Annotated in this window: 21 protein-coding genes; 4 read left to right on the top strand and 17 right to left on the bottom strand. The window is 44.2% G+C overall.

What is annotated here, in order from left to right; translation table 11 throughout:
* Positions 1 to 48: 48 nt before the first annotated feature.
* From BR02_RS0106545 to BR02_RS0106530, 5 genes are all read right to left on the bottom strand, one after another.
* Positions 49 to 819 (bottom strand): IclR family transcriptional regulator, encoded by a 771-nt coding sequence (locus tag BR02_RS0106545; protein ID WP_031515414.1) that lies wholly within the window; start codon positions 817 to 819, stop codon positions 49 to 51.
* Positions 820 to 939: 120 nt separating this feature from the next.
* The gene (locus BR02_RS0106540; RefSeq protein WP_031515412.1) at positions 940 to 1,320 is read right to left on the bottom strand and encodes a sirohydrochlorin chelatase; all 381 of its coding nucleotides are present in this window, start codon (positions 1,318 to 1,320) and stop codon (positions 940 to 942) included.
* Positions 1,321 to 1,340: 20 nt separating this feature from the next.
* Positions 1,341 to 2,012: a cysteine hydrolase family protein gene (locus tag BR02_RS0106535; RefSeq protein ID WP_031515411.1), complete on the bottom strand. Its 672-nt coding sequence runs from the start codon at positions 2,010 to 2,012 to the stop codon at positions 1,341 to 1,343.
* A 54-nt stretch (positions 2,013 to 2,066) separates the two neighbouring features.
* Positions 2,067 to 2,171, bottom strand: coding sequence for an ATP-binding protein (locus BR02_RS15875; protein ID WP_420795383.1), 105 nt, complete (start codon positions 2,169 to 2,171; stop codon positions 2,067 to 2,069).
* 35 nt (positions 2,172 to 2,206) lie between these two features.
* Complete coding sequence (locus tag BR02_RS0106530; RefSeq protein WP_084170959.1) at positions 2,207 to 2,581, bottom strand: hypothetical protein; 375 nt, start codon at positions 2,579 to 2,581, stop codon at positions 2,207 to 2,209.
* Positions 2,582 to 2,646: 65 nt separating this feature from the next.
* On the opposite strand from BR02_RS0106530, the gene BR02_RS0106525 reads away from it, so the two are divergent.
* The 3 genes from BR02_RS0106525 to BR02_RS0106515 all read left to right on the top strand — a co-directional run bounded on the left by BR02_RS0106525 (position 2,647) and on the right by BR02_RS0106515 (position 5,790).
* On the top strand, positions 2,647 to 4,185 hold the full coding sequence (locus BR02_RS0106525) for a YifB family Mg chelatase-like AAA ATPase (protein ID WP_031515407.1): 1,539 nt from the start codon (positions 2,647 to 2,649) through the stop codon (positions 4,183 to 4,185).
* A 76-nt stretch (positions 4,186 to 4,261) separates the two neighbouring features.
* Positions 4,262 to 5,056: a flagellar motor stator protein MotA gene (gene motA, locus BR02_RS0106520; RefSeq protein WP_031515404.1), complete on the top strand. Its 795-nt coding sequence runs from the start codon at positions 4,262 to 4,264 to the stop codon at positions 5,054 to 5,056.
* Positions 5,056 to 5,790, top strand: a complete 735-nt coding sequence (locus BR02_RS0106515; RefSeq protein WP_031515402.1) for an OmpA family protein — start codon at positions 5,056 to 5,058, stop codon at positions 5,788 to 5,790. Before motA ends, BR02_RS0106515 begins: the two co-directional genes overlap by 1 nt.
* On the opposite strand, the gene BR02_RS0106510 is transcribed toward BR02_RS0106515, so the two are convergent.
* From BR02_RS0106510 to htpX, 4 genes are all read right to left on the bottom strand, one after another.
* Entirely contained in the window at positions 5,771 to 7,195 is a 1,425-nt protein-coding gene (locus BR02_RS0106510) for a PH domain-containing protein (RefSeq protein WP_031515400.1), read from the bottom strand. The genes BR02_RS0106515 and BR02_RS0106510 overlap by 20 nt on opposite strands.
* On the bottom strand, positions 7,182 to 7,664 hold the full coding sequence (locus BR02_RS0106505) for a PH domain-containing protein (protein WP_031515398.1): 483 nt from the start codon (positions 7,662 to 7,664) through the stop codon (positions 7,182 to 7,184). The genes BR02_RS0106510 and BR02_RS0106505 overlap by 14 nt, the downstream gene beginning before the upstream one ends.
* A gap of 144 nt (positions 7,665 to 7,808) precedes the next feature.
* Positions 7,809 to 9,593, bottom strand: coding sequence for an oligoendopeptidase F (pepF, locus tag BR02_RS0106500; protein WP_031515396.1), 1,785 nt, complete (start codon positions 9,591 to 9,593; stop codon positions 7,809 to 7,811).
* A gap of 191 nt (positions 9,594 to 9,784) precedes the next feature.
* Entirely contained in the window at positions 9,785 to 10,669 is an 885-nt protein-coding gene (gene htpX / locus BR02_RS0106495; protein WP_051688160.1) for a protease HtpX, read from the bottom strand.
* A 404-nt stretch (positions 10,670 to 11,073) separates the two neighbouring features.
* Here htpX and trhA point away from each other — a divergent pair, with 404 nt between their 5' ends.
* Positions 11,074 to 11,724, top strand: coding sequence for a PAQR family membrane homeostasis protein TrhA (gene trhA, locus BR02_RS0106490; protein ID WP_031515391.1), 651 nt, complete (start codon positions 11,074 to 11,076; stop codon positions 11,722 to 11,724).
* Here trhA and BR02_RS0106485 read toward each other — a convergent pair.
* The 8 genes from BR02_RS0106485 to BR02_RS0106450 form a co-directional block, all read right to left on the bottom strand.
* Entirely contained in the window at positions 11,721 to 12,092 is a 372-nt protein-coding gene (locus BR02_RS0106485; RefSeq protein WP_238442417.1) for a YraN family protein, read from the bottom strand. The genes trhA and BR02_RS0106485 overlap by 4 nt on opposite strands.
* A gap of 129 nt (positions 12,093 to 12,221) precedes the next feature.
* A complete protein-coding gene (locus BR02_RS0106480) occupies positions 12,222 to 12,608 on the bottom strand; it encodes a DUF2512 family protein (protein WP_031515387.1) in 387 nt (128 codons plus the stop codon).
* A 104-nt stretch (positions 12,609 to 12,712) separates the two neighbouring features.
* On the bottom strand, positions 12,713 to 14,140 hold the full coding sequence (locus BR02_RS0106475; protein ID WP_031515385.1) for an NADH-quinone oxidoreductase subunit N: 1,428 nt from the start codon (positions 14,138 to 14,140) through the stop codon (positions 12,713 to 12,715).
* Positions 14,141 to 15,661, bottom strand: coding sequence for a complex I subunit 4 family protein (locus BR02_RS0106470; protein WP_031515383.1), 1,521 nt, complete (start codon positions 15,659 to 15,661; stop codon positions 14,141 to 14,143).
* A complete protein-coding gene (nuoL, locus tag BR02_RS0106465; RefSeq protein WP_031515381.1) occupies positions 15,661 to 17,574 on the bottom strand; it encodes an NADH-quinone oxidoreductase subunit L in 1,914 nt (637 codons plus the stop codon). Before nuoL ends, BR02_RS0106470 begins: the two co-directional genes overlap by 1 nt.
* A 36-nt stretch (positions 17,575 to 17,610) precedes the next feature.
* Positions 17,611 to 17,928, bottom strand: coding sequence for an NADH-quinone oxidoreductase subunit NuoK (gene nuoK, locus BR02_RS0106460; RefSeq protein WP_031515379.1), 318 nt, complete (start codon positions 17,926 to 17,928; stop codon positions 17,611 to 17,613).
* Positions 17,912 to 18,436, bottom strand: coding sequence for an NADH-quinone oxidoreductase subunit J family protein (locus BR02_RS0106455; protein WP_031515374.1), 525 nt, complete (start codon positions 18,434 to 18,436; stop codon positions 17,912 to 17,914). The genes nuoK and BR02_RS0106455 overlap by 17 nt, the downstream gene beginning before the upstream one ends.
* A gap of 2 nt (positions 18,437 to 18,438) precedes the next feature.
* Positions 18,439 to 18,948, bottom strand: a complete 510-nt coding sequence (locus BR02_RS0106450; RefSeq protein ID WP_031515373.1) for a NuoI/complex I 23 kDa subunit family protein — start codon at positions 18,946 to 18,948, stop codon at positions 18,439 to 18,441.
* Between the last annotated feature and the right edge of the window lies 1 nt (position 18,949).

Raw genomic sequence — 18,949 nt, 5'->3', positions numbered from 1 at the left:
TTAGACAAAATTAGTCAAAATCCTGTTATTTATTTAAAAATTTTTATTTTAAATATTACCTCTATAACCAAGTTGTCGAGAAATATTCAGAGCCGTATCCATAGCTTTACTAGCCAATTCGTCAATTCGTTCCTTTGTTATCCGGCTGCTGGGACCGGACACGCTAATTGAAGCTATTACTTCTCCTGAATAATTTCTTACCGGGGCTGCCACACAACGAATACCGGGGTCGTTTTCTTCATTGTCCACTGCATATCCGTTTTTTCTAATTAAGTCAAATTCCACCAAAAGTTTTTCATAGTCTGTAATGGTATTGTTAGTTTTTCGTACTAAACCCTTTTCCTTGATAATTTTTCTAACCTTTTCATCAGGCCAGAATGCCACTACGGCTTTGCCCATGGCAGTACAATGAACCGGTGCCCGCAAACCTACCCGGGAACACATGCGCACTGTGTTTAAACTTTCCACCTTATCAATGTACACAATTTCCCCGTTATCCATCATGCTGAGATGTACAGTCTCGTTAGTTAGTTTCATTAAATTCTTTAAAAACGGTCTGGCTTCTTTGCGAATCTCAATATTTTCTAATCGAGATTGACCAAGTTCAATTACCTTCAGGCCAAGCCGATATTTATCATTACTTATATTTTTCTCCACATAACCCCGGTGCATTAAGGTGTTAAGCAGACGATGGACGGTACTTTTGTGTAAACCCAGCACCGAACCCAGTCCCGTAACGCCTAAACCGTCAGGTTGCCTAGATAGCTCTTCCAATATATCTATTGCCCGATCCAATGCTTGAACCCTGTTATCCCCCAATGCACACCCCTCCCCCTTGTTTCACTATACGGTATATTGTTTCAATAATCCTAAGTATTCTACAAAACTTTGCATTTCCCTTCCTATTCTGAATATTTATTTTATTTTTTGAAGGGTTTTTTATTCCACCAGCCGGCTTGCGCCTTTAATCCTATCCAGTACAATATCAGCTATGCGAGCATCACTTCCCAAGTGCTCAGCATAGACAAATTTTATATGAGGATGTTTGTTTTTCTGTAACATTAATTTGTTAGGAATATCCTGCCTGATATGGGTGCCGGACACCAAAAATAAAGGCACCACAATTATCTTTTCCACCCCTGCGGATACTAAATATTTTATCCCTTCATCTAAGGTAGGTTGGGTAAACTGTAAAAAACTGCACTGATATACTCGATCCTTTGGACCTCTTTTTTTTACTTCTTCCAATATCTGCCGCAATTCAACATTACCTTCATCCCGGCGACTGCCGTGACCTAACAACAATACTCCTTCTTTCAATATAATCCCTCATTTATACATTAGCTTAGTTGGCTCACTATTTCTACACCGTTACCCATCATAAAAAACAAGGCCATCACCTGCATCAAATCACCGTTATGAATACCGCCGTCATAAGTATCCACCCCATTTATGGGCACCACAACACGCACTCGTCTATCTTTAATATTAAAGTATGCCTTTAATGCTATGGTAAACTGTTGGATGCAAATGTCAGTACAAACCCCCACCACGATAAAATTGGTTACCTGTGGGTTGTCTTGTAACCATTCTTGAAATTCCCTCTCTAAAAATCCATTTGTAGAGTTTTTGGGGATTACTTTAATATTTTCTAATTGTTGCAGTTCACTTACCAGCTGACTTTCAGAGCTGCCGGCAAGGCAGTGGGAAGGATAACTGTCAAACTCCGGTGATTTTTCAGTGTGACAGTCGGCAAAGGCCAGCACCGGTATGGATAGACTTTGACATCTTTGTCCCAAATCGGTGATCACAGGAATAAGTGACTCTGCCCGGGGGCTTTTCAGGGCCCCTTCCCTGACAAAACCGTTTATCATATCAATAATAATTAATACAGTGTTTTGGGGCTCAAATTCAGATAGTTTTGCATGGGAAACCCCTTCTAACTGGTCCAGTATTTCAACCAAGGTGGAAGTGCTTGCTTGGATAAATTCCTCCCTATTTAACCTTTTCATTAGAATTTCACTCCTTAGGTTTTTTATCAGCCTGGCGATTCACCGGTTCAGTATTTAATTACATTCCTTAGGACTATCGCCATAATAACCGCAGGGGCAGGGATTGGCTGAGGATACCAACATGATACTTGCCGGACAGGTAGCGAAGACTCTGGCCAGGTGATAGTAACTTGACCGTCTTCCAACTATAGCTTCTATTGTGTATTTTCTTTTCGCTCTAACAGTCTCATTACATAGGCAGCTGCAGTCATTTTGGCATTTAATATTTCTGGGTGCTGTTTTTTAGCTAGGTCTATTTGCTGTTGAAAGCTACATTTTCCTTTAGAACAATTAAAAAGCTCCTCGCTAATGGCCTGCATAGCTCGTTCACTTTTAGCAAAGCTGATGGCAGAGGACAAGACATCCTTTAACAAGGATTTTTCCATTTCTGCATCTACGGGCGGCAAATTAACATGGTAACCGCGGTATATTTCAATAAGAGCCGCCAGATACTGTTGTGGTGTTATATTACTGATGGTAATCACTCCTTTGTGGGGAAAAATGTCTTTATAAGTTATATTATTTCTCATTTGGGCAGGTAAATCCTTCTATACTGCAGAAATGTAAATTAAGTCATTATCTGGGAGGATTTGTTATGTTAGCCATTGTTAACAGCGTTGCCCTCCAGGGTTTAGACGGCCTTATTGTTAAAGTTGAGGTGGACGTTTCTGTAGGCTTGCCAAGGCTGGACCTGGTGGGCCTGCCCGATACGGCAGTGCGTGAATCAAAAGAAAGAGTGCGGGCCGCTATTAAAAATTCCGGTTTTGAATTTCCCGTTAAGCGCATTACAGTAAATTTAGCCCCTGCAGATATTCGCAAAGAGGGCCCGGTGTATGACCTGCCCATTGCCATCGGTATTTTGGCTGCATCGGGTCAAATACCAATGGATAAATGTTCAGATTATATTTTTATAGGTGAACTCTCTTTGGATGGTGCAATACGTGCTGTTAACGGCTCACTGCCGGCTGCTTTGGCAGTTAAAGAGCATCATTATAAAAGCATGGTGGTGCCTGCAAGTAACGCTCCGGAGGCAGCCTTGGTTCAGGAGGTGGATGTATATCCCGCAAGTTCTTTGTCCCAATTGGTGTCATCATTAATAGATAACGGAGAGTTTACACCCTTCACTGTGGATATAGATGAATTGCTCAATAATACTTCTTCACCTATCTTAGATTTTGCCGAAGTGAAAGGACAGTTGGCTCCCAAAAGAGCCATGGAAGTAGCCGCAGCAGGCGGTCATAACATACTACTGATCGGCAGTCCCGGTTCCGGAAAAACAATGCTGGCCCGCCGCCTGCCCGGTATATTGCCTGAGCTCACCCTTGCGGAAGCAATGGAAGTGACCAAGGTGCACAGCTTGGCCGGTCTGCTGAAACCAAACCAGGCGCTGGTAACAGAGCGCCCCTTTCGCTCCCCCCACCATTCCGCATCCCCGGCCAGCATTGTGGGCGGCGGCAGCATTCCCAAGCCCGGCGAGATATCGCTGGCCCATAATGGGGTCTTGTTTTTAGATGAAATATTAGAATTCCGTAAGGATGTACTGGAATCACTGCGCCAACCGCTGGAAGACGGTCAAGTTTCTATTACCAGGGTGCAGTCTTCGCTCACCTATCCCGCAAGCATCATGCTGGTATCCTCAGCCAATCCCTGCCCTTGCGGTTATTATGGCGACAGCTCTAAGGAATGTAATTGCACACCCTATCAAATACAGCGTTATTTAAGGCGTTTATCGGGGCCCCTTCTCGATCGTATAGATATGCACATAGAGGTTCCCAGGTTGGATTATAGTGACCTTGAAAATACTGAACCCGGCGAGCCATCGGCACTGATAAAAAAACGTGTTGAAAAAGCACGGGAGATACAAAGAAAACGTTTTTCCCAATCCAATGCCAGGGTTGGCTGCAACGCCCATATGCCTGCATCGCTGGTTAGAAAACATTGCACCGCCACCGATGAAGCCAAATCCCTGCTGAGAACGGCCTTCAAGCAACTTAATTTATCAGCCCGCAGCCATGACAAAATTTTAAGGGTGGCCCGCACAATTGCCGACCTGGCTAACAGTAACATAATAGAAGCAAACCATATAGCAGAAGCCATTCAATACAGAAATTTAGAAAGTGAATTATTTAATTAGTTGCAATAATACTTGAATAAATTGTATTATATTGCTAAATTATTAGTGGTAAATAGTTAAATAATAAGGAGATTATATGGAAAAATCGACTTTTATCGGTATAGTTGCCGGAGTACTTGCGGTTGTCCTTGGTTTAATTTTTAAAGGGGCCAGTTTATCTGCATTATGGAACCCTGCGGCATACATAATTATTTTTGGCGGCACCTTTGCCTGTTTATTTGTAGGTTTTCCCATGGGCGAGTTAAAAAGATTACCGGCCGTGTTTAGAATTGTTTTTCTAAAACAAAACCTGATACCCAAGGCAGAATTAGTAAAATTATTTGTAAACCTGGCTGTATATACAAGGCGTGAGGGATTATTAGCGCTGGAATCTCAAATGGATGAAATTGACGACCGGTTTTTAAAGAACGGTATTCAAATGGTGGTGGACGGTACAGAACCCGGGGTTTTAAAAAATGTCCTCATGGAGGAAATATATGCCACCGAAGAGCGTCACCGGGTTGGTGCCCTAATGTTTTCACAGGCGGGGACCTATGCACCTACTTTAGGAGTTTTGGGAGCCGTTATTGGTTTAATAACAGCACTGGGCAATTTAGCAGATGTTGATAAACTCGGTGAATCCATTGCGGCAGCCTTTGTGGCCACCCTGCTGGGTATTTTCTCCGGTTATGTATTGTGGCACCCCATGGCTAACAAAGTAAAACGGCTGTCTAAAAGAGAGATTGAGCTTAAGGAAATGATGATAGAGGGAGTTTTATCTATTCAACTGGCTAGATCACCAATTATTATCGAGCAAAATTTATTAGTTTATCTATCACCGGAGGAACGCCAACAATATCTAGCTCAAAAAGAGAGCGCAGGTAATGGATAATGAGTAATAATAGACGGCAACGAAATGATGAAAAATTTGATGAATCTTGGCTTATTCCCTATGCAGATTTACTGACCTTACTATTGGCTTTATTTATAGTTCTTTTTGCCTCGAGCACCATTGACAGCCAAAAATACAACGCCCTCAAAGATGCGCTCAGTGCTGCCTTTAGCGGTCCTAGGGTGATAGACACCGATACCTTACCCCAAACAATACTAGAAAACATGGAAAAATCAAACCAGGAAATAGAACTGGTCCAGTTGAAACAGCAACTGGACCTATACATCATGGAGCACAATTTAGATATGGATTTAAAAACTACACTGGCAGAAGGTAGTTTGTTGATTACAATCCGTGACTATGCCTTATTTGATTCCGGCAAGGCAGATGTAAAACCGGAGTCGAAAAACACCCTGGTTGCCATGTCAAATATTTTGGAAAAGTACCCTAATTATGAAGTGGTTGTATCCGGACACACAGACAATGTACCAATAAATAACATAGAATTTGAATCTAACTGGGACCTCAGTTCCAAACGGGCAATAAATTTTATGAAAATACTGCTGTCAAATGAAAAATTAAACCCCTACCGCTTCAGTGCAATTGGCTATGGTGAGTATCGCCCCATTGCAACCAATGAAACAGAAGAGGGCAGGGCACAGAATCGCAGGGTTGAAGTAGCCATTAAACCGGCTGCAAATGACAAAACATACATTACCTTAGATGAGCACTAAAAGGACGATACCAAGTCATTAATTGTTCTCCTTGTTTTCGCGAAATATCAACCAGTCCGAAATTAGCCCTTGATGCCAACCCTATATTAAAGGTACGCAGATTAGCCCGGCCTTGGAAGGGCGTGTAACCCATATTCATAAATTGCACGCAGGGCCTGGGCGTCCATAGGCTGGTACGGGCCAGGTTGCGATAACGCAAGGCCAGCATTTCCCCGTGCAGCCCCCATCCTGCATCGCGGTGTTTTAAGTACCCCCATATGACGGCCAAGGGTAATAGACAGAGAGCATAAAGTGCCTTGGCACCATACAAATGATAGAGAAATACCGTAACCGGTAGCACAACAATGGCAACCTGCAGCAGGCTACGTCTTATATAACGCCACTTGGCTCTGGCAGGCAACCCTTGCAGCGGTACTTGCCGGGCAAATTCAGGTAAAAATTCTTCAAGCAGACTGTTTAGCTCCTTTTTGTGTGCTAAGGGCCACAGCACCACTTTTTCCCCACCTTTCAGTCCGTAACCGGCACTTTCAACCTCTAATGTACCATAGCCCCACGGTTGACGCAGCACTCCTTCCACCAAACGAACAGCCTGAATACGCTTTACAGGAATTGACACCTGTCGCTCTTGTAAGAAGCCATAATTAATTTGTAGCCTGTCACCATGGCGAGTAAGGGTAAAACCGCCGTATTTTAATACCATACCTAACAGGGCCAGTAACCACAAAAACAGTAAAACCACTGGCACAACTTGGAGTGTATCCCACCTCTGCCATATCCAAATAAAATAACTCTCCCAGTCAAGACCAGCATTGTTTAGCATTGCCCATATACCGGAAAAAAGAGAAAGCACCAGACCTAAACCGCTGCCAGATGTTGCACCCAGCAAGATAAGCCTCCTGATGTGTATTTTCTTAGTTAAAGAGTCATGCCGCCCTTGCTCTTGATCTGATAACAAGTCTTTGGTCCTTAACAGTTCCAAACGCAGTTGTTCTGCCTGCCGGCGGGACACCGCCGTCAACACAGCTTCTGGTTTATTGCCTCCGGCTGTTTCTACCTGAACCGTAACAAGGCCGAATAAGCGCTGCAATACACCTTGGTTTAAATCAATGCCTTGAATCCTTTCCCGGGGTATATAACTTTTTTTGTGCACCAGCACACCCTGCTGTACATTTAAGTCTTGATCCGTTAGATAATAGGTAAACCTATACCATGAAATAAATCCCCAGGCCAACACCAAAGCAAAAACTACACCGCATGTCATTAGTATCCACAGCAGGGGTGATTGCTGCTGCAATCCCTGGGAAATCAGTAAAATAAGCAAGGGCAGCAGTAAGTCCTTCAACAATTTTAGGGCAGTTATCAGTGCAGCAAGGGGGTGTAAACGCTGCGGTTTAGACCACATCATCGGTCACACGGGCCAAACGAGCAATCCGATCCCTCAACTCGCCGGCCACCTCCTCTGAAAGTGCTGGTATTTCGTGGGTTCCGGCCGCTGTGGAGATTGATACAGTGGCCAGTCCATATCGACGCATAATTATCCCCTGTTCGGTATCCACATGCTGCACTCTTACCATGGGGATTATTGTTCGATTGATAAACCACAAACCCCGCTGCAAGTCTATCTCTTCGTTTGTTACTTCATAGCGCCAGCGCTGCCAACGCAGTTTGGGAAAAAATATTATGGCCGGCACCCCGTACAAAAGGGTTAACAAGGTTGACACTGCCAACACCCACCTACTCCACCCTAACACCATATATAAAAATACACCTAACCCAAAGGCAAGGGCAGCCAAAATCACCGTTTTAATAACAGCACTTATTTTCCAAACCGTTAAACCCCTTAGATCAATTCTTTCTCTAGGTTCAGGACGCATTCACCATAACCCTTTCTTTTTCTAATTTAGGAAAACAAACCAATACTCTTGTAAGGGGCAGGTGGCCACAAGCGCCTGTTTGTTATGCAAAGGCGCCCTGGAAGCAGCCCTTACCGTTAAACCCATTAATATGGCCTGTGGTCCTTATTTATCGCCGATAATTTTCTCCATCTCATCAAGCAGGGCAGCAAATAAATCCATGGTATCCTGCACCGGTTGGGGTGACGCCATATCCACCCCCGCCTCTTTTAAGAGGTCAAGGGGGTAGTTAGAACCTCCGCTTTTAAGAAATGTTAAGTATCTGTCAACCGCCACCTCTCCTTCTTCTACTATTTGCTTGCTCAGATAAGTGGCTGCCGATAATCCGGTGGCATACTTATAGACATAAAAGGCGTTATAAAAGTGTGGTATCCGCGCCCATTCTAAGTTGGCCTCTTCATCAATAACCACCTCAGGGCCGTAGTATTCTTCATTTAGTTTCTTATATATCTCAGTGAACACCTCGGCAGTTAAAGGCTCACCTGCCTCTGCCCTTTGGTGAATAATTTTTTCAAACTCCGCAAACATCACCTGGCGAAATACCGTTCCCCGAATCTGCTCCAGGTAGTGATTTAACAGGTAAAGTTTTTTCTTTTTATCCCCCACCGTGTCTAATAGGTGGTGCATCAAGAGGGATTCATTTACTGTGGACGCAACTTCTGCTGTAAATATCGAGTAATGGGCTGTGCTGTAAGGCTGTTCATTATAAGAGTAAAAAGAGTGCATGGCATGACCCATTTCATGGGCAAGGGTAAATACATTGTTTAAGTTGTTTTGATAGTTCATGAGTACATAAGGATGCACCCCATAGGGTCCCCAACAATAGGCTCCACTGGTTTTTCCCTTGCGGGGATAGACATCCACCCAGCCCGATTCAAATCCCTTTGTCAGGTCCTTTACATAGGTATCACCCAAAGGTGCCATACCCTCTTTTACCATATCCACTGCATCCTGGTAGGGTATTTCCCATTTTATATCCTGCACCAGGGGCGTATATAAATCATACATCCGCAACTCTTCTAAGCCAAGTACTTCTTTGCGCAAGGCCATGTACCTGTGCATTAAATTTAGGTTTTGGCGTACCGTATCTATTAGATTATCATAAACTTCGGTGGGCACCTTATCAGAAAACAAGGCTGCCTCTAAAGCCGAGGGGTGTTTTCTTACCCGGGAGTAGAAAATATCTCGTTTTACGCTTGCACCCAGTATTGAAGCCAAGGTGTTTTTATACTCACCGTAGGACTTATATAATACAAAAAAGGCATCTCTGCGCACCCGCCTGTCACCGCTTAACAGTAAAGAAAGATAGTTGCCGTGGGTTACTTCCACTTCTTTGCCGTTTTCGTCTTTGATACTTCCAAAGGACAGGTCGGCATTATTAAGCATTTTAAAAATATTATTGGCTGCCTGGGTAACCTCTTTAGATTGGGCAATAATTTGCTCTTCTTTTTCGGATAAAATGTGCGGTTTTTGGCGCAATATATCGTCTAACATAAAACTGTAAACTGCTAAGCCTGGCTCATCCTGGCGGAACTCAGTCAATTTATCTGCAGGAAGAGCCAGTATCTCAGGAACTATGTAAGATACGGCGGCCTGAACCTTAGCACTTAAACCTGCGGCCCGATCTTTATAACCTTGGTATTTGGCGTTAGTATTGTCCTCATCCAACTTCATACTGGCATATACAAAAACCTTTTCATTGATTTCCTGCAGCCGGTAACCGGCATTTAAAGCTTCCAATAAGTCCTTTGCTGACTTGCCCAGCTTACCCTTATAGCCCTCTACCTCACTTATCAGTTTTTGTACCCGGGTAAAATCTTCTTCCCATTGTTCATCACTGACATAAATATCTTCCAGCTTCCAAGTGTAATTACCGTTTTCATTATTCATTTCATCACCTCTTTTTGGTGTTAAGTTAAGTTGCCGGCCATCAACTGCTTCCTCCATGGGCAAGACTGCAACTAATGATAGGCAGATTACTAATATTAATACTTTTTTATCATTATTTTACCTCGCCTTCAACTAAAATGTTCTGGCCATAGCAAGAAAAACCCCGAGCTTAACCTCGGGGTTAGTTTTACCTATCTTAACATTTTTAAGCGCTCAATTCGATCGTCTAAGTCCGGGTGACTGGAAAAGAGACCGGCCAGACTTTTCTTTTTGCCGCCACTGATTTTAAATGTTTGGATAGCCGTTTGTTCGGTATCCACCATATTGATGGTCCTCTTTAAGGATTGTAAAGCATGAATCATTTTTTCCTTACCGGCAAGGCTGGCCCCGTCAGCATCCGCATGGTACTCACGGAATCTGGAGAAGGCCATTACCGCTATACTTCCCAGGATAGAGAACAATATCTGGAACACAATGATACATACAAAGTGTACTATTTGTGCATACTCTTCTTTAACCAGGTTTGCCACCACAAAGGCAATTATGCGGGACAAGAATACCACAAAGGTGTTAATTATGCCCTGGATTAGCGTCATGGTTACCATATCGCCGTTAGCAACGTGGGCCACCTCATGGGCAATAACCCCTTCCACGGCATCTTCATCCATGGTGTTTAATAAACCCGTTGATAAGGCCACCAGTGAATTCTTTCTTGATGGCCCGGTGGCAAAGGCATTGACTTCATTGGACTGATAAATACCTACCTCGGGCATCACTTCAAGACCGGCTTTTTCTGATAAGCGATGCACCATCTCCACTACCCGACGTTCCCTCATGGTTAGATTGCCTTTGGGATCGAGAACGTGTACATTCATCATTTTTTTGGCCATCCACTTGGATAAAGCCAATGATATCAGTGAGCCGGAAAAACCAACAACCGCAGCAAATACAAGTAAACTTGCGTAGTCAATGCCATATGGGGTAATATAGTGACTTACACCCAGTACACTGGTAACAATAACAATGGTTGTCAGTACCAGTATGTTGACTAAAAGAAACAACCCTATGCGCTTCATTAACTTACTCCTGGCCATATTACCGCCTATATAACTTCGGCCCCCTTGACCAGGAATTTTTCACCCCTTTCCCTTTCTAAATTAATATTATCATCCTATGAGCGGATAACCACATAGGAAAACCCGGAAAACCCAGGCCACTTATGGCATACATGAATATATTGCCACTAAAAAAATTTTATATGGCTGATTAATCTCTCGTCAAATCCCCTAATACTGGCTTCTGACAGTAAAAAAGTTCGTTAATCCACTTTATAAACAAGTACCGCCATTATATAATATTTTAACATCTATTTCTAGCTATAGTTTTTATTAACTACTTCTGGAAAAGACCGATGATAAATGTTAATATACAGTATTATACCTATTACTACCTATCTGTTTAATAAATCGAGGTGATGTCAATGCTTACTAAACTTAAAGACCCTGTCAGCGGTATAACGCACCTGTTTGGAGCAATTCTATCGGTGGTTGCATTAATTATATTGGTTTACTATGCAGCTATACAAGCCACCCCCTGGCACATAGTGTCCTTTGCCATTTTTGGCAGCAGTTTAATTCTACTATATACCGCCAGCACACTCTACCACCTCCTGCCCCTATCAAGTAAAGGCACCATTGTGTTGAGAAAAATTGACCATATGATGATATATGTATTAATAGCAGGAACCTACACACCCGTGTGTTTAGTACCCCTGCGGGGGGCTTGGGGCTGGAGCTTGCTGGGTAGCATCTGGGGACTGGCCCTTGTGGGTATAATTATGAAGGCCGTCTGGATAAACAAACCCCGCTGGTTGTCAACCTTGTTTTATGTGCTTATGGGTTGGTTAGTGGTGATTGCCTTTTACCCCTTGATAAAAAACATACCCATAGGAGGAATTGCTTGGCTGGTGGCCGGTGGTGTCGTTTACACCCTGGGAGCAGTTATTTATGGCTTTAAATGGCCAAACATTAATTGCAAGGCTTTTGGCTTTCACGAAATTTTTCACCTCTTCGTAATGGCAGGCAGCTTTTGTCACTTCTGGTTAATGTACCAGTATGTAATGTACCTTTAAAATGCGTCTACAATATGGTCTAATTTTTCAACGGCACCCTTATAATTTAATTGCACCGCCACCACATCAAAACGACAGTGACTGTGGGTAAGCTTGTTTTCTACAATGTAATAATTGGCTATTTGGCGCAGCTTAGCAATTTTGCGCCAATCAACAGTTTCCTGGGGCAAGCCATAGTTGGTAGATTTTCGTGAGCGCACCTCTATAAATACCAACACTCCCTTGTCCACTGCTATGATATCCATTTCCCCCAAGGGACAGCGATAATTACAACATTTTATACGCATTCCCATTTTCCGGAGATACTTAACAGCGGCCCGCTCCCCCTGTTGACCGGTTCTTATACGTGCAAAGGTCAATTTAATCACCCAAATAACACCTTTAGTGATAGTTTACCAAAAAAAGCCACTAAATTAAAGCATCCTCTTAAGCTCACATAAAATGCAAATAAATAAATGCCCCTGCCCAAAAAGAGGCAGAGGCATTTATTGCTTTAGCTATTCATTGACTTCTTTAACTTCTACCTTATCTCCTTCCAAAACGGTCCCGGCCACATATTTGTGGAAAAAGTATTCTACCGCACCGATTATTACAGCGAGTACCAACAAACCGCCCAGATTTATCGGTGCCCCCGTAAGAAGGAAATTCATAAACCAGATTATCGCAAAGGCCATACCCGCATCGGCCAGTGTTGCATAGATGTTATTGCTCGCAGATAAAATATACAGGTCACCAATGGCATAGGCCAGTGCAGTCAGTACCACAGCAGTGATCAGTGACTGAAAAATATTCATGGTGCTAATCATTGGTAGGGCAATTACCAAAATAATTGCCATTGCCACAAATTTAATAATCAGTGCAGTGGCATGATTGAATTTTTCCATGGGATACCTCCTTAAATTATTCTAATCTAGGAAGTATTATTACCACGCCATTAAGGAAAAATTCATTTAACATCACAAACTTAATTGTTTAAGGACTGCCTTCCCTAGTTTATGAAGAAACTGGCGGCCGCAGCATTTACCGCCTCAGACAGCGGGCCGGGGTAAATGCCAATTATCAGCGTGCCAATCATAGCAACAAGGAGAGTAACCCTTACCCCCCCGGACAGCTGAATGGGACTGCTGTCTTTAGGCTTATCCCGATACATCACCAAAGTGACCCGCAGATAGTAATACACGGATATCATAGACATGATTAAACCCAGCAGCGCCAGCCAGAGAAAGTCAGCAATCACAGTTTTAAACAGGTAAAACTTGCCCACAAAACCCGCCATTGGCGGAATGCCGGCCATTGACAGCATACTGATAGTGAGCACCGCTGCCAACAGCGGTGCACGCTGGGCCAGACCTGCATAGTCAGCAATTTCCGTACTCTTAATTTTATTGTAAACCGCTGCCACCACAATAAAGGCCCCCATGGTGGCAAACACATATAAGAAACAGTAAAACATAACACCCTTAATTCCGGCTTCGGTGGCTGCCACCAGGCCGACTAAAATATAACCCGCCTGGGCAATACCTGAGTAGGCAAGCATCCGTTTGATGTTGGTTTGGGGTATCGCTAAAAGGTTGCCAATAATCATAGATAATGCAGCCAAAAGGGCAATCAGCATTATCCATGAACCGGCCACACCTATTAAACCGCCCATAAACAGCCTTACTAAAATGGCAAAGGATGCAGCCTTTGAGGCAACGGCCAGGTAGGCAGTGACAGGGGTGGGAGCACCCTCATATACATCGGGGGACCACATATGAAATGGAACCACCGCCACCTTAAAGCCCATCCCGGCCACCAGCATAGCTAAACCAAGGGATAATATGGGTGCCATTTGGCCGGCAACCAATATTTGAGCAATATCGTAAATCATAATGGTTCCGGTCATGCCGTACACCAAGGACAGACCATACAACATGGTTGCCGAAGATATGCCTGCTAAAATAACATACTTCATACCGGATTCCACAGCCTTGGCATTGGCTTTACGCATTGCAACCATGATGATAAAGGCAATGGTCATTAATTCTAAGCCCATGTACATGGTGATAAAATCCCCCGCAGAGGCCATCACCGTCATACCCAAGGTGGAAAATACCAGCATAGAGTAATATTCACTGCGCACGCCCATATTATCAATGTATTTGATACAGCCTAGGGTTACCAATACAGCTGCTGATAAAAATAAAATTTTAAAGAAGCCGGCATATTTGTCAACAATAAACATGCCGCCAAAAAGCGTTCCTTCCAGCTTCCATAAACAAATGGCCACTGCCAGTGTTCCCATTAAACCCAGCACTGTGATTGGTCCTATGCCCTTTTGGGCACCAGGGGGAGTCAGCAATCCCAGTATCAACACTGCAGCACCAAGGACAGCAAGCATTATTTCCACTGTTAGCAAACTGTAATCAAACGGCATTTAATATCCCCCCCCTATTTGAACGGAAGTGGGCAGGTGATCGTTAACATGAGTCAAAATAGGTTCCACACCGCTGTTAATCATATCAAAGAGCAGCGAAGGCAATATACCTCCAATTACCAATACAAATCCCAACACCACCAAGGGAACCAATTCCGGCCCTCTGATATCCTTAAGATGCTTATACTTTTCCTTAGGTGGTCCAAATAAGGTGTTGGCCCCGGCCCGCAATACATACAGGGCAGTGATAATAATACCTGCTATGGCTATTACCGCCAGCAAGCCAAAGCGTTCAAAGGCCCCTATAAAAATAGTGAACTCAGGGATAAAGGTAATCAAGCCGGGAAGACCCAATGAAGCCATGGCAGCCAGCATAAAGCCTACAGTCAGTCTAGGCATTTGACGGGCCAAACCACCCAATTCAGGTATCGAGCGGGTATTGGTTTTTTCATAGATAAACCCAATCATGGCAAAGAACAGGGCAGCCATCACCCCGTGAGCAAACATATTGGCCACAGCCCCGTTGACACCCACCACACTCAGTGCTGCCACACCGAGCATTACATAACCCATATGACTAACTGAGGAATATCCCACCAGGTATTTTAAATCCCTTTGGTACAAGGCACCCATGGCGGCGTAGGCACAGCCAATGACACCGAGCACCGCCATATAGGGAGCCCAAAAGGCAGCCCCTGCCGGCATAACATAAACAGCCATCCGAATCAAACCGTAACCGCCTATTTTCTTCAAAACACCGGCGTGTATCATTGAAACAGCAGTGGGTGCACCGGCATAACCGTCAGGTGACCAACTGTGGAAGGGCCACATGGACAGCAAAGAACCAAAGCCAATCAACATCAACAGAAACATCCATACCTGGAACTGCTCAGGAAAATCAATTTGTGCCAGCCCGTAAAAGCTCATATCCGCAGTCCCGGTTATTTGTACCGCTTTCACTAAGGTGGCAATAACCGCTGCCAATAAAAAGGCAGAACCAATTAAAAGATATATGGTCAGTTTCATGCCGGCATATTCTTTGGTAACCCTTTTTGAGCTACCCCAGACTATCACCATAATGTAAATGGGTATAACCACAATTTCGTAGAACAAGAGGAAAATAAACAAGTCTTGGGCAATAAAAGTTCCCATTACACCGGCTATTAAAATCAGCAGCAGCACAAAAAATTCTTTGGTACGGTTATTAATATTCCAAGATGCAAACACTGCACAAAAACCAATTAGGTTAGTCAGCAGCATCATGGGCAGCGATAAGCCGTCCACTCCCATATAAAAGGTAACGCCCAGATCGCGAATCCAAGGTATTTGATGTACAAACTGCAATCCACCCATGGCCTTATCATAGGCAAAAAATACATACAGGCTGATGGCCAAAGGAACAAAGGTACCGGCGGCAGCCACGTACCTGTGCAGGTGATTTTCATCTTTGGGCAAAAACACCAGCACCAAGGCGGCGGCAATGGGAGTGAGCAGTGCCAAAGTCAGTAATGAAAAAGCCATTATTTAACACCTCCCATTATCAGGGGAGTTGATGAAGTATCATTAAAGGCCAGTATCACAGTGATCACCAGCACCGCCATGAAGAAAACCAGTGCATAGGTCTGCATTCTACCGGTTTGAGAATAGCGAATACCGCATCCTAAACCCTTAGTAATTGCAGCCAGGCCGTTTACAATACCGTCCACAACATAAATATCAAAGAGATATGTCAACTTGGCAGACTTATCTACCACCTGATGGTTAAACCAAAGGTACATTTCATCCATATAATACTTGTTATATAAGAGCGTATAAATGGGTTTAAATCGTTGGGCCAAACTGCCTGCCAACACCTTATCCTTATCTGCCACATACAAGCGGTAAGCAAGGGCAATACCTGCCACTGCCACCGCAACGGACAAGAGCATAATCCAAATTACCGGTTCCACCTGATGGGGATGTCCGTAGAAAATCCAATCTTGCCACAGGTGTGTCCAGGGAGTTCCGACGATGCCGGCAAAGGTAGCAAACACTGCCAATATTACCAAAGGCACTGTCATAGATAAGGGAGATTCATGGGGGTTGTTGCCGGCCTTTTCTTCACCAAAGAACACCAAAAAAATCATTCGCCACATATAAAAGGCTGTCAAAAAGGCTGTTAAAGTTGCCATGAAAAACAGCACATAATGGCCTTGCAAAAAGGCTTCCAAGAGAATCTCATCCTTAGACCAAAAGCCTGCAAAAGGTGGAATACCGGCAATGGCTAAGCCGCCAACAACAAAGGTCCAGCCGGTGATAGGCATTTTCTTAATTAAGCCACCCATATCCCACACATCGGCTTTGTTTAAGGCGTGCAACACAGAACCGGCAGCTAAAAACATCAGCGCCTTAAAGAAAGCGTGGGTCCACAGGTGAAAAAAGGATGCTGTTAAACTGCCTATGCCCAGTGCCAGCATCATATACCCCAACTGACTGACTGTGGAATAGGCCAGTATGCGCTTAATTTCCCGTTGGGTAAGGGCAATTGTAGCCGCAAACAGCGCCGTAAATCCACCCACCACAGCCACCAAATACATGGCTGAGGGTACTTCCACAAACAAGAACATTGTCCGCCCCACCAGATAGACACCGGCCACAACCATGGTGGCAGCATGAATCAAAGCAGAGACAGGTGTAGGACCTTCCATGGCATCGGGCAACCACACGTGCAGCGGAAACTGACCCGATTTACCGATAGGCCCGATAAACACCAACACAGCAATCAGCGTCATCATACCCATGGTGGTATAGCTTTCAAAGTTAGGAATTATTTGAGATAAGTCATGGATATTTAATGTTCCGAAAATAATTTGAATGGCCAACAAGCCCAGCAGCAAGCCGAAATCCGCCACCCGACAGGTAACGAAGGCCTTTTTCGCCGCCTCCCGGGCGGATACCTTATGGTTATAAAAACCAATTAACAAATATGAACACAGACCAACCAATTCCCAGAATACAAACATCTGCAGCAGGTTGCTGGACAAAATCAAACCCAGCATTGATGCTGCAAATAATGATAAATAGGAAAAGAACACCGGGTAACCGGGATCACCTTTCATATATCCGGTGGAGTAGATCTGGATTAACACCGTTACCAAGGTAACCATAAAAATCATCATGGCCGAGGCGGGGTCCAGATAAATACCCACGTCAACATACAGCCCCTCCATACCAAACCAGCGCAATTGATACACCAGTGCCTGACTTTTAAAATCAGCATTGGTAAAGACACCAAAAGCAGCCAGTGCCGAAAGCACAAATGAACCGGTTATAGCGGCTATTGACACCGCAGAGCTGAGTTTATGCCAGGGCCGTGTTAAAAAAACGATGATTAGAAATGCCAGGGCCGGCAGTAGAGGTATCAGCCAGGCTTGATACATCGCAAACTCTACCATAGTTTATTCAGCACCTACCTTCACACTGTTGGACTGCTACCATTTCAAAATATTAAAGTCGTCTAAGTTAACAGATAATCTATTGCGGTATATGGCAATCAGTATGGCTAACCCTACACCCACTTCGGCTGCAGCCACAGTAATAACAAAAATTGAAAATAACTGTCCGGTAAAGAGCTCCGGGGTAATAAATTTGTTAAAGGCCACTAAGTTTATAATTACCGCATTTAACATAAGTTCAACACAAATCAACACTACAATGGCATTTCTCTTGACCACCACACCAAACAAGCCAATGCAGAATAGGGCCATCGACAGTGCCACAAAATGCATGGGGCTAATCGTTGTCAGCATTAGCTTTCACCTCCTTGGTCAAGAATACCGCTCCAATCATCACCACCAGCACCAATACTCCTGCCAGCTCAAAGGGTATAAGATAGTTTGAAAACAAGAGGGCACCTATGCCCCCCACCGTATCTGCCGGAACCGCTCCCCCGGCTACCGCAACCTTGGAGCTGCTTTTGAAGGCAAGCAGACCTGCCACCACAAGGGTTAGAAGAGCGATGGGTACAGTTATCAGCGTGCGCTTATTAAACAAATTGCTGGCCTTCATATCCCCCCTCTGGGTAAGCATGACCCCAAATACAATCATAATTGAAACGGAGCCTGCATATACCAGCACCTGGATGGCTGCCAGAAATTTAGCGTCTAAGATCAAGAACACCCCTGCGGTGCCCAGGAAAGTCACCACCAAACACAGAACGCTGTGTACTATGTGCTTTCCCACCACCACCATTAGGGCTGAACCCAAAATTACCGCTGCTAACATCCAAAAAGCTATTGCTGTGGTAATACCTTCCATCTTCAATCCTCCTTGCCGGGAGCTGTGGAAACAGCTGTTTCTTTTTCAGCTTTGGCAGCCTCAGCGGCAGCTTTTTTAGCTTCCTCTGCTTTTTTAGCCTCTGCTTCCAAGCGCTCCCGCTCTTCCTGGGGCGTTGGCTCTTCATTGGCCAGTAGCAGTGGTATCTTTTCCCACTTATACTGGCATAATTCAAAGTCCTTGATATACCCCAAGGCTTTTTTAGGGCATACCTCCACACAAAACCCGCAAAACATACAATACTTTAGATCTATTTGATATTTTAGTAACCGCCTTTTTTTTGCCACCGTTTCGGACTCCAACATTATGGCTTTGTTAGGGCAGGAGCGTACACAGAGGCCGCAACTGATGCAGGAGTTTACATCTAACTTGAAACGTCCGTGAAAGCGCTCGGGAAGCGGATAGATCTCATCCGGATACTGAACGGTTACTTTTTTTGTAAAGAGCTCCTTTAAAGTTATAGATAAACCTTTTATCAGTCCTGATCCAAACACC

Origin of the sequence: Desulfofalx alkaliphila DSM 12257 (genome assembly GCF_000711975.1) — a bacterium.
Classification (GTDB): domain Bacteria; phylum Bacillota; class Desulfotomaculia; order Desulfotomaculales; family Desulfohalotomaculaceae; genus Desulfofalx; species Desulfofalx alkaliphila.
Note: the sequence above shows the minus strand (reverse complement) of the source record. Positions and strands in the feature narration are given on the sequence as shown.

Excerpts from the sequence above, each read along its gene's own strand:
- BR02_RS0106535 (WP_031515411.1), bottom strand. The coding sequence starts at position 2,012 with ATGAAAAGGTTAAATAGGGAGGAATTTATCCAAGCAAGCACTTCCACC.
- BR02_RS0106530 (WP_084170959.1), bottom strand. The coding sequence starts at position 2,581 with ATGAGAAATAATATAACTTATAAAGACATTTTTCCCCACAAAGGAGTG.
- BR02_RS0106525 (WP_031515407.1), top strand. The coding sequence starts at position 2,647 with ATGTTAGCCATTGTTAACAGCGTTGCCCTCCAGGGTTTAGACGGCCTT.
- motA (WP_031515404.1), top strand. The coding sequence starts at position 4,262 with ATGGAAAAATCGACTTTTATCGGTATAGTTGCCGGAGTACTTGCGGTT.
- BR02_RS0106515 (WP_031515402.1), top strand. The coding sequence starts at position 5,056 with ATGAGTAATAATAGACGGCAACGAAATGATGAAAAATTTGATGAATCT.
- BR02_RS0106510 (WP_031515400.1), bottom strand. The coding sequence starts at position 7,195 with ATGATGTGGTCTAAACCGCAGCGTTTACACCCCCTTGCTGCACTGATA.
- BR02_RS0106505 (WP_031515398.1), bottom strand. The coding sequence starts at position 7,664 with ATGCGTCCTGAACCTAGAGAAAGAATTGATCTAAGGGGTTTAACGGTT.
- pepF (WP_031515396.1), bottom strand. The coding sequence starts at position 9,593 with ATGAATAATGAAAACGGTAATTACACTTGGAAGCTGGAAGATATTTAT.
- htpX (WP_051688160.1), bottom strand. The coding sequence starts at position 10,669 with ATGAAGCGCATAGGGTTGTTTCTTTTAGTCAACATACTGGTACTGACA.
- trhA (WP_031515391.1), top strand. The coding sequence starts at position 11,074 with ATGCTTACTAAACTTAAAGACCCTGTCAGCGGTATAACGCACCTGTTT.
- BR02_RS0106480 (WP_031515387.1), bottom strand. The coding sequence starts at position 12,608 with ATGGAAAAATTCAATCATGCCACTGCACTGATTATTAAATTTGTGGCA.
- BR02_RS0106475 (WP_031515385.1), bottom strand. The coding sequence starts at position 14,140 with ATGCCGTTTGATTACAGTTTGCTAACAGTGGAAATAATGCTTGCTGTC.
- BR02_RS0106470 (WP_031515383.1), bottom strand. The coding sequence starts at position 15,661 with ATGGCTTTTTCATTACTGACTTTGGCACTGCTCACTCCCATTGCCGCC.
- nuoL (WP_031515381.1), bottom strand. The coding sequence starts at position 17,574 with ATGGTAGAGTTTGCGATGTATCAAGCCTGGCTGATACCTCTACTGCCG.
- nuoK (WP_031515379.1), bottom strand. The coding sequence starts at position 17,928 with ATGCTGACAACGATTAGCCCCATGCATTTTGTGGCACTGTCGATGGCC.
- BR02_RS0106455 (WP_031515374.1), bottom strand. The coding sequence starts at position 18,436 with ATGGAAGGTATTACCACAGCAATAGCTTTTTGGATGTTAGCAGCGGTA.